Consider the following 16,163-nt stretch of genomic DNA (forward strand, 5'->3'; position numbering starts at 1 on the left):
GCGGAGCGTCCATCGCTCCTCGATTTCGATGTTGCGTATTTGCAAAAACGCCGCTCTCGGCGTGGATATTTTCTGCCTCTGTGAAAAAACGTCACGCGAAATCGCCGTGCTCGGTGCCTGGTTTCGGTGGTTATTCTTCGATTTCTAAGTCGAACTGCTCGTGCTCTGCGGCGGCGTTCAGCACGACGCTCGTGTTCGACTCTTTGATTTCGGGTTCGACGAGCAGCGCCTTGATTTGCTTGTTCATGTCGTCTGTGTCCTTGAACTTGCCAATCGCGATGATGTCGTGGTCGCCGGTGACTTCGTAGACCGACACCATCTGGCGGTGGGTGCGAAGCTGTTCGGTGATGTCGGGAAGTGCCGAGCCTTCGACCTTGAGCTGGATGACTGCGGTGACGCCGTAGCCGAGCTTGTCGTAGCTGACTATTGGGGTGTAGCCGGTGATGACACCCTCTTGTTCTAAGTTCTTCAGGTGATTTGAGACAGTTGTCACGGACACGTCGAGTTCGTCTGCGAGGCTGCGAAGACTGGCGCGGCCATCTTCGAGCAGCGCGTTGATGAGTTTGCTGTCGAGGTTTTCGTACGTCATATTCTCTACCACTTCCTCCTCCCATTAGAATTTTACGAATATCCAATTTTGGACGCAAATCAGAGACTTGCACCGACCATTAGTGTTTTAATGATTGAGGTAGTCCGAAGGCGTGTAAGAGAAAGATGACAAACGAAAATATTGCCACTGATGGCGGTCTTTCGGCAGAAGCACAGGCTGTTGTGGACAAAATCGAGGAAAACAATGTTGATTTCCTTCGCCTCCAGTTCACTGACATTCTCGGCACTGTGAAGAACGTCGCCGTCCCCGCCTCGCAGGCGGAGAAGGCATTTACCGAAGGCATCTATTTCGACGGTTCCTCCATTGAGGGATTCGTACGCATTCAGGAATCGGACATGCGGCTCAAGCCCGACCCAGCAACGTTTGCGATTCTCCCATGGCGCAACACCGAAGACAGCGCCTCCGGCCGCCTCATGTGCGACGTCGTCAACACCTCGAACAACGAGCCGTTCGAGGGTGACCCACGCTACGTGCTGAAGCAGGCAATCGCCCGTGCAGAGGAGATGGGCTATGAGGTAAACGCCGCGCCAGAACCGGAGTTCTTCCTGTTCGAAGAGGACGAGAACGGCCGCGCAACGACGATCACCAACGACGCTGGTGGCTACTTCGACGTTGCCCCAAAAGACCTCGCCTCTGACGTTCGCCGCGACATCATCTACGGCTTAGAGTCCATGGGCTTCGAAATCGAAGCCAGCCACCACGAGGTCGCAGAAGGCCAGCACGAAATCAACTTCGAGTACGACGACGCGCTCACCACGGCCGACAACGTCGCAACCTTCCGCATGGTCGTCCGTGCCATCGCCGCAGAACACGGCTACCACGCGACGTTCATGCCAAAGCCAATCGCCAAAATCAACGGCTCTGGGATGCACACGCACCTGTCGCTGTTCACCTCTGACGGCGAGAACGCGTTCCACGACGGCGACGACGAGTTCAGCCTCTCAGAGACGGCAAAGCAGTTCCTCGCAGGCATCCTCGAACACGCGCCTGCGGTCACGGCCGTCTGCAACCCGACGGTTAACTCATACAAGCGCCTCGTTCCCGGCTACGAAGCCCCAGTGTACGTCGCGTGGTCTGACCGCAACCGCTCTGCGCTCATCCGTCGGCCTGCCGCCCGCGTTCCGGCTGCAAGCCGCATCGAAGCGCGCTTCCCAGACCCATCGTGCAACCCGTACCTCGCGTTCGCCGCGCTCATCCACGCCGGTCTCGACGGCATCGAGAAAGGCCTCGAAGCGCCCGACCCAGTCCGCGAGAACATCTACGAGTTTGACGCCGATAAACGCGCAGAGTACGGCATCGAGACGCTCCCATCCAACCTCGGTGAAGCCCTCGACGCACTCAAAGAAGACGAACTCGTCCAGGAGGCCCTTGGCGAGCACGTCTACGAGAAGTTCGTTCAGGCGAAAACTCAGGAGTACGACGACTACCGCATCTCCGTCAGCGAGTGGGAACTCGACCGCTACCTCGAAACGTTCTAAGGCCGAAATCCACCGGTTTTTTACTGGCGATTACTCACGAGCGGCAGCGCCAACAGTCCCGCGATGACGGCGGCGTTGCCGAGGAGCGAGGCAACCAGTATCTCCGACACGGTCGTCGTGAGCGCGAGCAAGAGGCCGAGGACGGGCAGCCCGATGACGGCGGTGATGTAGGCTTCGCGTCTGGTCGGCGTGCGGTCGAGTCGTGGCGAGACGGCCTGCCAGGTGAACACGCCGCCGACTGTGGCTCCGAGCGCGGCGGCTCCTTCGACCCCGAACCCAGTTGTCACGAACGCGATGGCCGCAAATCCGGCGGCAATCCAGAAGGCGAGTCGCGGGTCTTCGCCCGTGATGCGCCGTTCTATGAGGAGGTAGGCCGCCCCGAGGGTGATTCCGGCGAGGATGTCCACTAAGTAGTGAACGCCGAGGATGAGCCGCGACAGCGAGATGAGCGCAACGATGCCCGCCGCGGTTGCGAGTCGGCGGCGAAACGTACTCACGGTGAGGGTGAGCGCGAGACCGCCCCAGACGACGGTCGAGCCAAGGGCGTGGCCGCTCGGGAAGCCGTAGCCGTCAGAGACCGCGAGCCACTCGTAGGCGGCGTGGTAGGTCTGTGGGATGAACTGGCTGCCGGGCACGACGTCCGGCGCGGGTGGGCGCGGCAGGGCGAACAGCCCTTTGAGCGCGAGGGTGAGCGAGAGCGCGCCGAGTGTGAGTGCAATGACGTAGGCCATCTTCTCTCGGTCGACGCCGTCGCGCCAGAGCGGGGTTCGAGGCCCGAGCCAGTAGAGCACGGAGAGGACGACGAAGTAAAACCAGAGGTCACCGAGTTGGGTGACCAGCGCGAACAGTGGTATCAGTACCTCGGGGATGAGGGCACGCAGAAAGTCGAGTTCGCCAAAGCCTCTCGTCATCTGTCTTGTCGCCACGCGCTGTAGCGGTCACGCACCCGGCCGGGGACGTTGACCGCGTTCCCGACGAGGCCGACGCCGAGCATCACGACGTAGAGGCCGAGCGTCGAGAGCCAGACGACGAGCATCGCGAGGATGGCCCAGCCACCGGAGAGGTAGAAAAACGCTCCGAGGGTCATGACGGTGCCGTAGAGCAACACGAGATACGGGCCCCAGCCGCGGGCGTGGCCGCGGCGCATTCGGCCGCGAACGTAGCGCTCGAGATCGCCTTCGACTTCGTCGCGCGTGACCGTCCGCTGTTCGATTTCCTCCTCGAACGCTTCTAAGTCCGCGCGAAGCGCGGCAAGCTCGTCGGAAACCGATTCGGAGGCCGTCTTTGTGTCGTCGCGTTCGTCGGTCATGCTCGCAGGTTGTCGCTTGTCACGTCGTGGGCCGCCTTTGTGTAACTGCCGGTCTTTCGGTGCGCCGGTTCGCCCGGCGAGAACGGCGTTGATGACCGCCCCAGCGAGCAAGACGATGCTCCCGAGATAGAACAGCGTCACGAGCAACAACACCGCGCCGATGATGCCGTAGGCCTGAAACTGCTCTGCTTGCCCGGCGTAGATGCGAAAGCCGGTCTGGAGGACGGTCCAGCCAACCGCGGCAAACACCGCCCCTGGCAGTGCTTCACGGAGTGAAACGTCTCCCGCGGGCAAAAAGTAGTACAGCGGCACGAACGCCACCGCGAGGACGATGACGAGCGCGAACGGGCCGACGAGCTGGAGGACGGGCAGGCCGGTGAACGCGATTGCCGCGCCGACGGCGGCGGTGAGTATAAGGCCGCCCGCGACCGCGATGAGCGTCACGAGCCCGTTTTTCACTTGTGCGACGATGGAGTCGGGCAGCGCGCTGTCGTAGACGCTCGAAAAGGCGATGTCGAGGGCGCGAAAGATTTTGAGGCCGCTCCACAGCAGGAAGCCAATGCCGATGATGGTCGCGCCCCCCCGTCCGGCCGCGCCGGTGAGCGCGGCGGTGATGAGGGCTTCACCGTCCGTAGAGAGCATCCCCGAGAGCGCACCGACGATGGCTTCGCTGAATGTCTCTCCACCGAACAGCGACCCGAGGGCGAGCGTGAGCAACAGCAACGGGATGAGCGAGATAAAGGCGTAGTAGGCGAGGCTGGCTGCCAGAAACGTAATCTGCTGGTCTTGTGCCTCGCGGACGATGGCCTTCCCAGTGGTAGCAATGGTTTCGGCGCGTTGATTCACAGTTCGTCAATTCGTCAACGACTACAAAAAACTCGGTGGCCGCTCTGGTTCGACGTGGCCGTTGGTCACGGCGTTGTACACCACGCCAAGGAGGAGAAAGATCGCGCCGAGATACAGCCACGTCAGCACGACGAGGGCGATTCCCGCCGCACTGTAGAGTCGTGCCTGCCCGATGGTCGTGATGTAGAGGCGAAACACGAGGAACAACAGCGCCCACGACACGGCGGCCATGAGCGCGCCGGGGAGCGCCTCACCCAGTGGAACCGTCCCCTTCGGGAAGATGTGAAACAGTGGGAGGAACACGAGCGTGAGTCCGGGGACGAGGAGCAGCGGGCCGAGATACCGCCAGAACGCGGCGTCGAAGTGAACCGCGAGGGCGAACCCCATTCCGAGGATGAGCGCGACCGCGCCGGTCACGGTGATGAACGCGAGCGTGATGTTCTGGATGCGGTCTGCAATGCCGTGTTTTTCGCGGTCGCCGTAGAGTTCGACGAACACCGAATCGAGTCCGCGAAACAGCCGGAGCGACGACCAAAAGAGAACGATGCCGGAGAGTGCCGTTGCCCGTGTGCGCCCCGCGGCGTTCATCACCATCGACCGAATCTGTTCTGACTGTGCCGGGAGCGGCTTCGAGAGGACGCTTTCGATGACAAAGGCGGCGAAGCCGTCGCCACCCCACTTCGTGAGCGCGATGATACAGAGGAGCGCGAATGGGATGAACGAGGCGACGGCGAAGTAGGCGAGACTCGCGGCTTTGACGTTCAACTGTTTTTCTTTCGCCACGGTCACGACTGCTTTCACCGTGTGGAGGGCGGCCATTCGATAGATACTCCGTTACCGATGGGACCTTTCAAGGGTTGTGGCCACACTCTGCGATTCTTGACAGTTCAGCTAAACTGCTCGCGGGCGGCCTGCTCGATTTCCGCAATCGTCGCGTCGGTGTGGAAGGTGGTGCCACCGTAGTGTGCTCGTCGCGCGTCGTAGCCAGCCTCACGGAGTACGTCGAGGAAGTCGTCCATCGCGGGTGCCGAAACGCCCCACTGCTTGCAGACTTTGTGTTGGTCGAAGTGGAAGGGAACGTTGAGTTCGTCTTCGACGATTGCGAGCATGCGTTCGGCTTTTTTCGCTCGCCCCATCTCCTCGCTGAGGTGGTCGCGGACGGCCGCGGTGAAGTGTGGGTCGCGGATGGTTCCGAGCCAGACCGGGCCTGCGCTCACCATGCCCGTCTCGCAGTTCGGGCATGCTTCGGGTGGGTGGGCGATGAGGCCCTGCTCCCACTCGCGGTGCATGCACTCGTTGCAGTGGTGGACGTAGCCAAGTTCATCGACGGCGTGGTTCGCGTCCGTGGCGCGGGGGCTGCATTCGAGATACACGCGGACGTAGTGGCGGGTGACGTGGCTCAGGATGGGGGTGACGCCCACGTCGTAGCGGGCGGCGGTGCGAGCGAGCATCGAGAGGAGGATGCGCAGCCCCATCTCGGCGTGGTAGTCGGTGTTTCGCGGCACCGCAGAGTACTTGCGGACGCCGGAGTTGAAGTGTGCGCCACAGAGCGGGGCGGTGTCGGTCGCGGTCACGCAGACGAGATTTCGCGCGCTGTTGAACGCGGCGTCTGCAAAGGGCGTGGGCGTCCCGAACGGGTCTATGTCCACGACGTCGAAGCGTTCCTCGTGCATCAGTGCGTTCGCGTTTCGACGGACGGCGGTTCCCGTGAGGTCGTTTCGCGCGAAGTTTTCCTCACAGAGCGCGACGGCGTCATCGTCTACGTCACAGCAGGTGACCTCCCAGCCGTCGTTCGCCGCGCGGACGCCGCGAATCCCGCTCGCTGCGGTGGCGTCTAAGTAGGAACTCGCGTACTCGTTTCGCTCGGCGTAGGCTCTGAGGACGGCGATGGTGATGTCACGGTTCAACTCCTGATTTGGATTGAAGAACACGGCGTCCTCTATCGAGTCGCCTGACTGTTCTGGTACGGCGACCTCGATGTCCCCTTCCCGGACGTGCATATCTGTTCTCGCCGGTGGTGGACGAAAAGGGACACGCTCTCGGGACGAGTGAACAGGATTTTCTTCCTCCACCTGTGAGCACGGCTATGGGCCGGACCGTCCAGACGAGTCTGTACGCGGGGGTGCTGTTCAGCGTCCTTGCCGCGCTCGCGTGGGCGTCCGGCAACCCGTTCATCTTCCCGAGTCTCGGTCCCTCCGCGTTCATGCTCGCGGCCGATGATGACACGCTCTCGCCCCGTCGCGTCGTCGGTGGCCACCTCGTCGGCGCGCTGTCCGGCCTCGTCTCCTATATGCTTCTCGCAGGCGGCGTCACCATCACGGCCACCTTTGCTCCGGCGTCGCTCGCGGGGGGACAGCTCGTCGCAAGCGCGATTCTGTCGATTGTCCTCACGAGCATCGGGATGTTCGAAACCGACACCGTCCATGCCCCGGCGTGTGCGACGACCCTCATCGTCTCGCTTGGTGTGCTTTCCTCGCCTGAAGAAGCCGCGCTCATGGTGGTGAGCGTCGCGGTGCTCGTGGCGACACACCTCGTTTTCACGCGGTCTGTCGGCTGGGTCGACGCACGCACGACGAGCCAGACCTAACCCGGCCATCGCATGGGTTTTTGGTGCGCGACCCGTAGGGAACCTCGTGAACGCGGTCGAACGGTGGCAGGCCGATTTAGCAGAGTCCGGAGCACTCGCTCCGCCCATCGTCGACCGCATTATTTCGATACACGGCTCGCGCGGGGTGCGTGCCATCGAAGCCGTCTCGGAACTCAGAGTCAAACAGTACCGCGACTTCACCGTCGTCGTCGGCCATGAAGACGAGTACGTAATCGAGGGGCGCGCTTGCGAGTGTCAGGACGCGGCGTTCAACCTCGATAAAGCCGACCCAGAACAACTCTGCTGGCACGTCCTCGCCGCAGAAATCGCCCGCCGTATCGACATGGTGGACGACCACGACATGTGGTATTCGGACGTGCGCGAATTTCTGTAATCAGTCTGCGATGCAGATGTCCACGAAGTTTTTGAGGATGCGGAGGCCCGCCTCTCCGCTCTTCTCGGGGTGGAACTGCGTGCCGAAGACGTTGCCCGCTTCGTTTGCGATGATGGCGGGGAACTCGATGCCGTAGTCGGCGGTCGCCACAACCGCGTCCTCGTCGTCGGGGACGGCGTAGTACGAGTGGACGAAGTAGGCGTACTCTCCATCGACGCCTTCCACGAGTGGATGGTCGCGTTTCACGGTGAGTTGGTTCCAGCCCATGTGGGGAACCTTCTGGCCCTCGCGGAACTTAACGTTGTTTCCGGGGATGAAGTCGAGGCCGGTCACCTCGCCCTGTCCGGCGCGGTCTGCTTCCTCGCTTGCGGTCAGGAGCATCTGCATCCCGAGACAAATCCCGAAGACGGGCTGGCCGCGGTCTGCGGCGGCGCGGAGTGCCTCGCGGTAGGGGCCTGCGTTCTCGACACCCTCGCGGAACGCGCCGACGCCGGGGAGGACGATGCCGTCTGCGTCGGCAAACCGGTCGGGGTCGTCGGTGATTTCGACCGCCGCCCCGGCGCGTTCTAGCCCGCGGGTGACGCTTCTGAGGTTGCCAAGACCGTAGTCCACGACGACGATGTCCGCCATCGCCGTCTGCTGTGGGGCGCGCTGGCTCATACGTGAAGGTTCGCGGTGCAGAACAAGTCGCTTTCCGTTGCGGTGGGTTCTGCGCTCGTCAGAAGTCGCCGAGGCGTTTTTGCCCGCCCGTGTCGGTGGTGAACTCCGCGGCCTTCGTGAGCGTCTCGACGAAGGTGTCGGTCTGGCTGCGGTCGTACAACGTCGCCGCCGGATGTACCGAAATGAGGATGCGTCGGGGCTTTCCGGCGATGGTTTTGTCCACAAGACTCCCGGCCTCGCTCGTCACCGCGACCGACCGCCCCAAGAGGTGTTCTGAGGGAACTTTCCCGAGCGTGACGACGAGTTCGGGGTCAACGCGGTCGATTTCTGTCTCTAAATACTCGCGGCAGTTTGCGAGTTCCGCTTTGCGAGGGTTGCGATTGTCCGGCGGGCGACACCGCACGCAGTTGGTGATACGGACGATATCGCGTTCTAAGCCCACGTCGCGGAGCGTGTCAGAGAGGACGGTTCCGCTCCGTCCGACGAAGGGTTCGCCCTGTTCGTCTTCCTGTGCGCCGGGGCCTTCGCCCACGAACAGAATGTCCGCGTCCGCCGGGCCAACACCGTTCACGATTTGCGACCGACACTCCACGAGGTCGGGGCACTTCGTACACTCGGTGACGGTGAGGCCGTCCATTTTTCCCATTGGCAGACTCTGGGCGAGCGGGCTACTTAATTCTCCCACTCGTCGGCCGCCCGCGCCGCGAGTCTGGCCACCCGGAGCGGTTCTGGCCGCCCGCCTTCGGGCGTGAACCCGCGGACGACTTCGGCGGCTTCCTCGGGGGAACAGCCGACCGACCGCACCCACACCGTCTCCGTGCCCACTGAGAGTTCGTGGCGCGGCGGTTGGGCGTCGTAGATTGCCATGCGCGTCGCTAACTCGTCGCCCGAGAAGGCGTCTCGGAGGCCCTGCTCAAGTCCGTCGCTGGCTTCGTAGGTCACCGAGATGACCGGTCGCCCGGTTTCCTCGTGCACCCGGTGTAAGTCCACGAGGTTGTACCATGCGAGTGCGATGCCGGAAATCATGACGTAGCGTACGTCTTCGCGGTCGAGGCGCTTGTAGAGGGTACAGAGTGCTTCTGTGGCGTCGAGGCCGCCGACCGTACACGTCTCGAAAGAAAAGCCGTCGACGACGCAGCTGGCGCGTGTGACGACGCCAGCCAGCGTACTTCGCTCATTGCGGAACGACTCGGCGATGCCGAGCGCCCGCACGCCCTGTTTCACTGCTCCTTTATTTCCTGTAACCGGTCGAGCAGTTCGTCCGAAGACGCGCCGTTTTCGTAGTCGATGCTTCCATTGTGGTGTGCATCGCTGGTCGCTACAGCTTCACCAGCTTCTTCGTCACTATCAACCTCTTGTCGTGACTGCTCGGTTTCATCGTAGCTCCCAAATCCCATACTGGACCATTGTGGATTCACGCGGAAAAAGGCCACGACAACTGTTGTATTCTGAACAACTCTGTTCGCGCTGTCGAACAATCCTCTTTCGTGACGAAAGCCGTCGCGTCTCTCACTTGCCTCCCCCGGTAGCCTCAAGAACCCCCGGGTCCACGGGTTTGTATGCACGTTATCAATATCACCGAAGACGCAGAGGCGTTCACCTCTAACGTCTACCTCGTCATCGGTGAGCGGACGGTGCTCGTCGACGCAGGTGCGATGGATGGCGTCGTAGAAGCCGTCCGCGAGCACACAGACCACCTCGATGCGGTCGTGCTCACCCACCAGCACGGCGACCACGTCGCAAAGCTGGACGAAGTTCTCTCCGCGTTCGACTGTGAGTGTTACGCCTACGGCGAACACGACCTGCGAACCCACCACTTAGACGACGGCGAGACCGTCGAAATTGGCGACGAGTCGTTCGAGGCTATCTACACGCCGGGTCACGCTGCAGACCACATCTCTCTCGTGAGCAATTCGACCATCTTCTCTGGCGACGTGGTCGTTCACAACGACGCCGCCTTCGACTACGGCAGCTTCGGGCGCACGGACATGCCCGGCCAGTCGCGAGAACGCCTCATCGAGAGCATCAAAGAGATTCTCGAGCGCCTCCCCGAAGGCGTCGAACACATGTACTCGGGCCACGGCGACGAGTTCCACGGCGACGTGCGCGATGTCATCGAGACGGCGCTCTCTCGGGCAGAACAGCGCAAGTCGAAGTACCCCGAATAACCGCGCCGAGCAACTTTTTTGGGTCAGTTCTGCGTCCTGAGCGTCATGCCTGGCGCACTTTACATGGAAGGCGACGGCCTGTCGCTCTATACCATCGAAGAAGCCGACCTCGAATTTCTCCGCGACACCATCAATCACCCGCAGATTCGCCCAACGCTCTACAGTCGCGCGCCCATCAATCTCAAGCAGGAAACGAAGTTTTTCGAAGAAAGCATCTCTGCAGAGACTGCCGCAAACCTCCTGATTTGTGTCGATGGCGAACGCGCCGGAACCATTGGCCTCGGCCCGTTTGAGGCGGGAGACGGGAACGCAGAAATCGGCCTATTTCTCGCCCCCGAGTTCTGGGGGTCGGGCCACGGCACCGAAGCGAGTCGATTAATGACCGACTACGCCTTCCGCGAACGCGGCCTCCACCGCGTCTACACGGACGTGCTCGCGCCGAACGAGGCGTCTGCACGCATCTGGCAGGGCCTCGGCTATCGGCACGAAGGGACGTTCGAAGAAGCGGCGATTCTGGACGGCGAGCGCGTCGCAATCGAGCGCTACGCCATCCTCGGCCGCGAGTGGCAGCCTTAGGCTGCGCGCCGTTCTTTGCTCTTCGGTCGAAGCCTTGCGTAGCCGCATTTGCGGCATTTCTCTGCGCGTTTTGGGTTTCGTGCGTTACACCGCATGCAGATCATCTTTTCGAGAATCCGCTTTTCCGCGGCTTCAAAGCTGGCCATACTGGCGGGTTACCGCCTGTGGCGGTTAAAAGTTTCCGAGTTGCCCCGGGCTCACTCGCCGCGGTCTAAGTACTCTTGTTGCACCGCGACGATTTCCGTCGAATCGGCACACTCGGCATAGCGCCGGAGCGGTTCCTCGTTCAGTTCGAGGAAGGTGTGGCCCCACCGGAACTTAGAGAGGATGTCTTCTGCGTGCTCGCGCTCGCCAAGAATCGTGAGTCCGGCGGCGAACGCCTCGACCGTGTTCAACTGGAACGGCTTCCCGTAGTTCACCGGGTTCGCGGCGACGAGGAAGGGCAGGGCACGGTGTTCGCCGCGCATGGTGAACATCGCCTCGCCCGCCGTTTCCCACGAGCAGTCGAGCGCGACGAGGTTCGTGTGCTCGGCGTCCGCAGGCGAGAGCGCCTGCTCTGCGTGGGGGTTCAAGATAACGCCGTAGGGCGTTGCCCGCGCCGAGCGATGTAGCTCACAGCGGTCGAACCGTGCGAGTTTGCGGGCGGTACACTTCTTCGGGTCGTCGTCGCCCTCGTAGCGGACGTGCAGCTTCACTGCTCGCCGGTAGGGGGTGAGAAAGTAAAGGCGCTCCGTTCAGTCGTCGCCGGGGGCTGGGTTCTCGCCGTCTTCGCGCACGTCGATTTTCACGCCCGCGGAGTCGCGGTTCTCACCGAAACCGGCGGAGAGGACGCGAATAAGCGCGTCTTCTACCTTCTCGTCTACCTCCTCGAAGCGGTCAGACTCCGCTTCGATGACGAAGCCAGTCGTGATGTTCGGAGAGGTCGGTAAAAAGAGCACTTCGCGGCCATCAGGAGCGATTTTTCCCGTCTTGAACGCGGTCATCCGAAGCCCGTCCCACGTCTCGACTTTCACGGGCTTTTGGAGGTCTTCGGTGCCGGTTAGCGCGGTTTCAATTGCCATCTTCGAGGCGTTGTAGACGATGCGAAGGCCCGGCAGTCGATTCATGAGCCCGTCGATGGTCTCCTCTACGAAGCTCCCGAATGCGGTTCGCATCAGGTAGCCTACTGCGAGGACGAACAGCGAAAAAACGAGGAGCGTCAGAATGACGCCGAGCCAGATTGGTTGGATGTTGGCAACGCCTGAAATCGACGCAATCAGAATGTACAGTCGGAAGACCACGTACGCCACGACGAGGATAGGGATGAGGACGACCAGGCCACTGGCCATGTCGCGTTTCCAGGAGGCCATTTAGCGTACCAACACGCCCCACGATTATCAGCCCTTTCCTTCGTACCTCTCGGCTCAGCGACCAACAATCGCCCGCACCGCGAACAGCAGGTTCTCCTTTCGTTCCATCACGCGGCGGTAGAAATACTGCGCCCAGCGGTCGCCGTAGGGGACGTACTGCCACACGTCGTACTCCTCTGCGAGGTCGTACTGCGCGTCGGTGCGGACGCCCATCAGCATCTGAATCTCGAAGTCCGTGCCGTACTCGTCGTGGAGTTCCTTTGCGTAGGCAATCATCTCGGGGTCGTGGCTCCCGACGGCGATGCCGCCCTCGAACTCCTCGAACATGAACTGCAGATACTCTTTGTACGCACGATTCACCGCGGCTTTGTCCTTGTACGCGATTTCTTTTGGTTCGTCGTACGCGCCCTTGACGAGTCGAATCTTCCCGGGGACGTCGGCGAGGCGTTCTAAGTCCTCGCGCGTGCGCTTCAGGTTCGCCTGAATCGCAAGCCCGACGCCGCCTTCGTGTTTGCGCGCGAGGCTCTCGAACACGTCGAGGGTGTCGTCGGTCGTCGTGTGGTCTTCCATATCTAACCAGACGAACACACCCTTCGGCGCGGCGTGGTCGACGATACGCGTGACGTTTTCTGCGAACACGTCCGCGCCGAAGTCGATGCCCACCTGCGAGGGCTTTACCGAAATACACGCATCGAGATTCGCCGCGGCGATGTCGTCCACGAGGTCGATGTACACATCAGCATCGGCGTCTGCCTCCGCGCGCTCCGCATAATGTTCACCAAGGAGATTGAGAATGGCCTTTACCCCCCGTTGATTGAGCGTTCGTGCGTGGTCGAGGGCTGTCGCCTCCGTCTCCCCTGCCACGAATTTGCTCGCGATGGGCGGAATCATACCGGCACTTTTTGCGCTCCCCTATTCAGAATGTTGCTTTTCGTCTGTGACAGATGAAAACCACCTCCGATTAAGGTAGCCGCCCGAGTCAGGGCAGATATATGGGTATCTTTGCGGTGATTGCGATTGCCTTCTGGGCGATGTTGCCTGCCTACATCCCCAACAACGCCGCTGTCCTCTTTGGCGGCGGTCCGCCCATCGACGGCGGCCGGACGTGGAACGGAAAGCGCCTCCTCGGTGACGGGAAAACGTGGCGCGGAACCGCCGCCGGAACGGCCATTGGCATCCTCGTCGCCCTCCTCCTCAACGCCATTCGTCCCAGCCTCAACCACCAACTCGACTTCATGCTCCCGGCGTTCCCGCTCGTGGCGGGCTTTACGCTCGCGTTCGGCGCGATGCTCGGTGACATCCTCGCCTCGTTCATCAAACGCCGCTCCGGGCGCGAACGCGGCGCGGCGTTCCCCCTCCTCGACCAACTCGACTTCGTCGTCGTCGCCCTCCTGTTGACCTTCCTTGTCACTCCCGGCTGGTTCCGCCAGACGTTCACCCTCTCCATCATCGTGACCGTCCTCATCCTCACCCCACTGCTCCACATCATCACGAACGTGATTGCGTATCTGCTGGGGCTGAAAAACGAGCCCTACTAACGCGCATCTTTTTACAACTCGGGTTCGCCAGAGGCGAACCGCTCGTTGCAAAACCATGCTCTGGCGAATCGAAGATTCGCGGAGGCAGCGAGACGCTGTGCGTCTCGCCCGCCGTGAAAAAGGCCGAATGCGCCGCTGGCGCATTCGGATGCTGTGCTGGACGGCCTCCGCACCGCACAGCAACCGAACTACAACCCCACAGCACAGCCACCGCACCACAACCGCCGCACAACCGCCAAACTCCTCTCATAACCCCAACACGACGTGCCCATGCTAATGCACGCAAATGGTTACTTCCGGCCCGACAGTCCATCGATGTATTCATAACTGTGCAACCGTGAGGTACAGGGCATGAATCGCGCGGAGAAAGCCGCAATCCAGTTGCAGGCGGTCGCCGTCCTCCGAATGCTCAAGCAGAGTCGGACGTACGACGAACTCGCCTCCCTCACCGGCCTCCCCGCCGGTGACCTGAATCGCTACGTCAACGGCCACGTCCTCCCCGGCGTCGAACGCGCCCGTGAGGTCGTCGGCGGCGTCGGCCACGACGAACTCGCCCGCGAACTCCACGCCCGCATCCGCGTGGACAGCGAGGGGTACGTCGATAACTCCGGTGTCGTCTTCGACCAGTCATTCCTCGACCTCGTCGCCCCAATCGCCGCCGACACCTTCGAGTTCGAGACGCCTGACGTGGTGCTCACCGCCGCGACCGACGGCATCACGCTCGCCGCCGCGATGGCGAGTTACTTCGGCGCGCGCCTCGCGTATGCGAAAAAGTCCAAAGAAACTGCCGTAGAGGAGTTCATCGAAGCCCGCCAACGCCTCCAGTCTGGCATCGAACTCACCTACTACCTCCCGGCCTCGGCTATCGACGCGAACGACACGGTGCTCGTCGTAGACGACCTCATCCGCTCTGGGGAAACTCAAGAGCTCCTCCTCGACATCGCGGCGAGCGCGAACGCCGACGTCGGCGGCGTGTTTGCGCTCATCGCCGTGGGCGAAGAAGGCGTCTCTCGCGCCCGCGAACTCACCGACGCCCCGGTCGGCGCGCTGACCCAGCTCGAATCCTAACCTATACACGTTTGTGCTGATTTACGTGGCAGTGAGAGGATAACTTTTAAGTCAATTTCAGGCACTGTGCTTAAACGTGCATTATGGCGATACCTGACACAATTGCCGAGTATTTCGGCTTCGAGGAACACAACACAGACCTCAGAACCGAGGTCCTCGCCGGGCTCACGACGTTCCTCACGATGTCGTACATCGTGGTCGTCAATCCCGCAATTCTCAACCTCGCAATCGACGTCCCGGGGCGCACCGACGCACAAACATTCCAGATGATTGCTGTGGTCACTATGATTTCAGCGGCCATCGCAACGCTCGTGATGGCGTTCTACGCGAATCGACCGTTCGCCCAAGCACCGGGCCTTGGGCTGAACGCCTTTTTCGCGTTCACCGTCGTCCTCGGTCTCGGCGTTCCGTGGCAGACCGCGCTCGCCGCCGTCGTCGTGGAGGGTGTCGTGTTCATCGCGCTCACCGCCGTCGGGGCGCGTGAGTTCATCATCGGGCTGTTTCCCGAACCCGTCAAGTTCGCTGTCGGGACCGGGATTGGCCTCTTCCTTGCGATTATCGGCCTCGAAGCCATGCGCGTCGTCGCGGGCGACGCTGCGACGTTCGTGTCGTTCAATCCGGTGTTCGCCGCAGACCCCATCGCCATCATCTCCGCGGTGGGCCTGTTCGTCACGTTCGCGCTCTACGCTCGTGGCGTCCGCGGCTCCATCATCATCGGCATCATCCTGACCACGCTCGCCGGGTACGCCGCCCACGCGATGGGCTACCGCGCCCTGCCCGCAGAGCAGGTTCCAGACGGAACCACGCTCGCTGCAGGCTCACTCGTCGGTTCCACGCAAGTCACCTACTCCGCGGCTGGTTACGACATCACGCCGCTCGTCGGCGCGTTCGTCCAGGGCTTCCAGAACGTTGACGCCCTCGCCTTCTCGCTCATCGTCTTCACCTTCTTCTTCGTGGACTTCTTCGACACCGCGGGGACGCTCACCGGCGTCGCGCAGGTTGCGGGTTTCCTCGATGAGGACGGCGACCTTCCTGACATCGACAAGCCGCTCATGGCAGACGCCATTGGAACCACCGCCGGTGGGATTCTCGGCACCTCGACGGTCACGACGTACATCGAATCCGCGACGGGTGTCGAAGAAGGCGGTCGGACGGGTATGACCGCCCTCGTCGTTGCCCTCCTGTTCCTCGCGTCGCTCGCCCTCGTGCCGCTCGCCGCGGCCGTGCCGCTCTACGCTTCACACATCGCACTCGTGGTGGTCGCGGTGCTCATGCTCCGCAACATCGCGGACGTCCAGTGGGACAAAATTTCACACGCCGTTCCCGCAGGCCTGACCATCCTCGTGATGCCGTTTACGTTCTCTATCGCCTACGGCATCGCCGCAGGCATCATCTCCTACCCGCTCGTGAAAGCCGCCACCGGCGAAGCACGTGACGTGCACGCTGGCCAGTGGATTCTGGCTGGCCTGTTCGTCTTTTACTTCTTCGTCCGCACGAGCGGCCTGCTCGCCGGTCAACTCTAATCTGCCGCTGTTGTGTGCGCGGCACACACCTCCGTTCCCCTTTTTACGAACGACTCC

General features: G+C 61.9%; 21 protein-coding genes. 8 read left to right on the forward strand and 13 right to left on the reverse strand.

What is annotated here, in order from left to right; genetic code table 11:
* Positions 1-130: 130 nt before the first annotated feature.
* On the reverse strand, positions 131-601 hold the full coding sequence (gene lrp, locus V5N12_RS03145) for an HTH-type transcriptional regulator Lrp (RefSeq protein ID WP_332897699.1): 471 nt from the start codon (positions 599-601) through the stop codon (positions 131-133).
* A gap of 113 nt (positions 602-714) precedes the next feature.
* On the opposite strand from lrp, the gene glnA reads away from it, so the two are divergent.
* Complete coding sequence (gene glnA / locus V5N12_RS03150) at positions 715-2,088, forward strand: type I glutamate--ammonia ligase (RefSeq protein WP_332897700.1); 1,374 nt, start codon at positions 715-717, stop codon at positions 2,086-2,088.
* A 20-nt stretch (positions 2,089-2,108) separates the two neighbouring features.
* Here the strand turns inward: glnA and V5N12_RS03155 are convergent, their stop codons facing one another.
* The 4 genes from V5N12_RS03155 to V5N12_RS03170 form a co-directional block, all read right to left on the reverse strand.
* The gene (locus V5N12_RS03155) at positions 2,109-2,999 is read right to left on the reverse strand and encodes a phosphatase PAP2 family protein (protein WP_332897701.1); all 891 of its coding nucleotides are present in this window, start codon (positions 2,997-2,999) and stop codon (positions 2,109-2,111) included.
* Entirely contained in the window at positions 2,996-4,243 is a 1,248-nt protein-coding gene (locus V5N12_RS03160; RefSeq protein WP_332897702.1) for a YhjD/YihY/BrkB family envelope integrity protein, read from the reverse strand. The genes V5N12_RS03155 and V5N12_RS03160 overlap by 4 nt, the downstream gene beginning before the upstream one ends.
* A gap of 21 nt (positions 4,244-4,264) precedes the next feature.
* The gene (locus V5N12_RS03165) at positions 4,265-5,062 is read right to left on the reverse strand and encodes a YihY/virulence factor BrkB family protein (RefSeq protein ID WP_332897703.1); all 798 of its coding nucleotides are present in this window, start codon (positions 5,060-5,062) and stop codon (positions 4,265-4,267) included.
* 68 nt (positions 5,063-5,130) lie between these two features.
* A complete protein-coding gene (locus V5N12_RS03170) occupies positions 5,131-6,243 on the reverse strand; it encodes a tRNA (guanine(26)-N(2))-dimethyltransferase (RefSeq protein ID WP_332897704.1) in 1,113 nt (370 codons plus the stop codon).
* An 86-nt stretch (positions 6,244-6,329) separates the two neighbouring features.
* On the opposite strand from V5N12_RS03170, the gene V5N12_RS03175 reads away from it, so the two are divergent.
* On the forward strand, positions 6,330-6,830 hold the full coding sequence (locus tag V5N12_RS03175; protein WP_332897705.1) for an HPP family protein: 501 nt from the start codon (positions 6,330-6,332) through the stop codon (positions 6,828-6,830).
* A gap of 46 nt (positions 6,831-6,876) precedes the next feature.
* Entirely contained in the window at positions 6,877-7,224 is a 348-nt protein-coding gene (locus V5N12_RS03180) for a hypothetical protein (RefSeq protein ID WP_332897706.1), read from the forward strand.
* Here V5N12_RS03180 and hisH read toward each other — a convergent pair whose 3' ends face one another.
* The 4 genes from hisH to V5N12_RS03200 are packed head-to-tail and all read right to left on the reverse strand — an operon-like array spanning position 7,225 to position 9,281.
* Positions 7,225-7,884: an imidazole glycerol phosphate synthase subunit HisH gene (gene hisH / locus V5N12_RS03185; protein WP_332897707.1), complete on the reverse strand. Its 660-nt coding sequence runs from the start codon at positions 7,882-7,884 to the stop codon at positions 7,225-7,227. It abuts the gene before it with no gap.
* A gap of 58 nt (positions 7,885-7,942) precedes the next feature.
* On the reverse strand, positions 7,943-8,530 hold the full coding sequence (locus V5N12_RS03190) for a uracil-DNA glycosylase (protein WP_332897708.1): 588 nt from the start codon (positions 8,528-8,530) through the stop codon (positions 7,943-7,945).
* Positions 8,531-8,556: 26 nt separating this feature from the next.
* Positions 8,557-9,108, reverse strand: a complete 552-nt coding sequence (locus tag V5N12_RS03195; protein WP_332897709.1) for an endonuclease dU — start codon at positions 9,106-9,108, stop codon at positions 8,557-8,559.
* The gene (locus tag V5N12_RS03200; protein ID WP_332897710.1) at positions 9,105-9,281 is read right to left on the reverse strand and encodes a DUF5786 family protein; all 177 of its coding nucleotides are present in this window, start codon (positions 9,279-9,281) and stop codon (positions 9,105-9,107) included. The genes V5N12_RS03195 and V5N12_RS03200 overlap by 4 nt, the downstream gene beginning before the upstream one ends.
* Positions 9,282-9,443: 162 nt before the next feature.
* Between V5N12_RS03200 and V5N12_RS03205 the strand changes: the two genes are divergently transcribed.
* Positions 9,444-10,052, forward strand: a complete 609-nt coding sequence (locus V5N12_RS03205) for an MBL fold metallo-hydrolase (protein ID WP_332897711.1) — start codon at positions 9,444-9,446, stop codon at positions 10,050-10,052.
* A 45-nt stretch (positions 10,053-10,097) separates the two neighbouring features.
* Positions 10,098-10,628: a GNAT family N-acetyltransferase gene (locus tag V5N12_RS03210; RefSeq protein WP_332897712.1), complete on the forward strand. Its 531-nt coding sequence runs from the start codon at positions 10,098-10,100 to the stop codon at positions 10,626-10,628.
* Here V5N12_RS03210 and V5N12_RS03215 read toward each other — a convergent pair.
* From V5N12_RS03215 to V5N12_RS03230, 4 genes are read right to left on the reverse strand one after another with little or no spacing between them, the layout of a single operon-like run.
* Positions 10,625-10,774, reverse strand: coding sequence for a 50S ribosomal protein L40e (locus V5N12_RS03215; protein ID WP_332897713.1), 150 nt, complete (start codon positions 10,772-10,774; stop codon positions 10,625-10,627). The two genes, V5N12_RS03210 and V5N12_RS03215, sit on opposite strands and share 4 nt — an antisense overlap.
* Before the next feature lie 51 nt (positions 10,775-10,825).
* Entirely contained in the window at positions 10,826-11,323 is a 498-nt protein-coding gene (locus V5N12_RS03220; RefSeq protein WP_332897714.1) for a DUF367 family protein, read from the reverse strand.
* A 39-nt stretch (positions 11,324-11,362) separates the two neighbouring features.
* Positions 11,363-11,977 (reverse strand): DUF502 domain-containing protein, encoded by a 615-nt coding sequence (locus tag V5N12_RS03225; RefSeq protein WP_332897715.1) that lies wholly within the window; start codon positions 11,975-11,977, stop codon positions 11,363-11,365.
* Between the two features lie 54 nt (positions 11,978-12,031).
* Positions 12,032-12,868 (reverse strand): proline dehydrogenase family protein, encoded by an 837-nt coding sequence (locus V5N12_RS03230; protein ID WP_332897716.1) that lies wholly within the window; start codon positions 12,866-12,868, stop codon positions 12,032-12,034.
* 101 nt (positions 12,869-12,969) lie between these two features.
* Here V5N12_RS03230 and V5N12_RS03235 point away from each other — a divergent pair, with 101 nt between their 5' ends.
* The 3 genes from V5N12_RS03235 to V5N12_RS03245 all read left to right on the forward strand — a co-directional run bounded on the left by V5N12_RS03235 (position 12,970) and on the right by V5N12_RS03245 (position 16,106).
* Positions 12,970-13,515, forward strand: coding sequence for a CDP-2,3-bis-(O-geranylgeranyl)-sn-glycerol synthase (locus V5N12_RS03235; RefSeq protein WP_332897717.1), 546 nt, complete (start codon positions 12,970-12,972; stop codon positions 13,513-13,515).
* A 351-nt stretch (positions 13,516-13,866) separates the two neighbouring features.
* Entirely contained in the window at positions 13,867-14,583 is a 717-nt protein-coding gene (locus V5N12_RS03240) for a phosphoribosyltransferase family protein (RefSeq protein WP_332897718.1), read from the forward strand.
* An 83-nt stretch (positions 14,584-14,666) separates the two neighbouring features.
* Complete coding sequence (locus V5N12_RS03245; protein WP_332897719.1) at positions 14,667-16,106, forward strand: NCS2 family permease; 1,440 nt, start codon at positions 14,667-14,669, stop codon at positions 16,104-16,106.
* Positions 16,107-16,163 lie beyond the last annotated feature (57 nt).

The organism is Haladaptatus sp. CMSO5 (assembly GCF_036689885.1).
Classification (GTDB): domain Archaea; phylum Halobacteriota; class Halobacteria; order Halobacteriales; family Halococcaceae; genus QDMS2.

Excerpts from the sequence above, each read along its gene's own strand:
- glnA (WP_332897700.1), top strand. The coding sequence starts at position 715 with ATGACAAACGAAAATATTGCCACTGATGGCGGTCTTTCGGCAGAAGCA.
- V5N12_RS03155 (WP_332897701.1), bottom strand. The coding sequence starts at position 2,999 with ATGACGAGAGGCTTTGGCGAACTCGACTTTCTGCGTGCCCTCATCCCC.
- V5N12_RS03165 (WP_332897703.1), bottom strand. The coding sequence starts at position 5,062 with ATGGCCGCCCTCCACACGGTGAAAGCAGTCGTGACCGTGGCGAAAGAA.
- V5N12_RS03170 (WP_332897704.1), bottom strand. The coding sequence starts at position 6,243 with ATGCACGTCCGGGAAGGGGACATCGAGGTCGCCGTACCAGAACAGTCA.
- V5N12_RS03175 (WP_332897705.1), top strand. The coding sequence starts at position 6,330 with ATGGGCCGGACCGTCCAGACGAGTCTGTACGCGGGGGTGCTGTTCAGC.
- hisH (WP_332897707.1), bottom strand. The coding sequence starts at position 7,884 with ATGAGCCAGCGCGCCCCACAGCAGACGGCGATGGCGGACATCGTCGTC.
- V5N12_RS03190 (WP_332897708.1), bottom strand. The coding sequence starts at position 8,530 with ATGGGAAAAATGGACGGCCTCACCGTCACCGAGTGTACGAAGTGCCCC.
- V5N12_RS03200 (WP_332897710.1), bottom strand. The coding sequence starts at position 9,281 with ATGGGATTTGGGAGCTACGATGAAACCGAGCAGTCACGACAAGAGGTT.
- V5N12_RS03205 (WP_332897711.1), top strand. The coding sequence starts at position 9,444 with ATGCACGTTATCAATATCACCGAAGACGCAGAGGCGTTCACCTCTAAC.
- V5N12_RS03210 (WP_332897712.1), top strand. The coding sequence starts at position 10,098 with ATGCCTGGCGCACTTTACATGGAAGGCGACGGCCTGTCGCTCTATACC.
- V5N12_RS03215 (WP_332897713.1), bottom strand. The coding sequence starts at position 10,774 with ATGGCCAGCTTTGAAGCCGCGGAAAAGCGGATTCTCGAAAAGATGATC.
- V5N12_RS03225 (WP_332897715.1), bottom strand. The coding sequence starts at position 11,977 with ATGGCCTCCTGGAAACGCGACATGGCCAGTGGCCTGGTCGTCCTCATC.
- V5N12_RS03230 (WP_332897716.1), bottom strand. The coding sequence starts at position 12,868 with ATGATTCCGCCCATCGCGAGCAAATTCGTGGCAGGGGAGACGGAGGCG.
- V5N12_RS03235 (WP_332897717.1), top strand. The coding sequence starts at position 12,970 with ATGGGTATCTTTGCGGTGATTGCGATTGCCTTCTGGGCGATGTTGCCT.
- V5N12_RS03240 (WP_332897718.1), top strand. The coding sequence starts at position 13,867 with ATGAATCGCGCGGAGAAAGCCGCAATCCAGTTGCAGGCGGTCGCCGTC.
- V5N12_RS03245 (WP_332897719.1), top strand. The coding sequence starts at position 14,667 with ATGGCGATACCTGACACAATTGCCGAGTATTTCGGCTTCGAGGAACAC.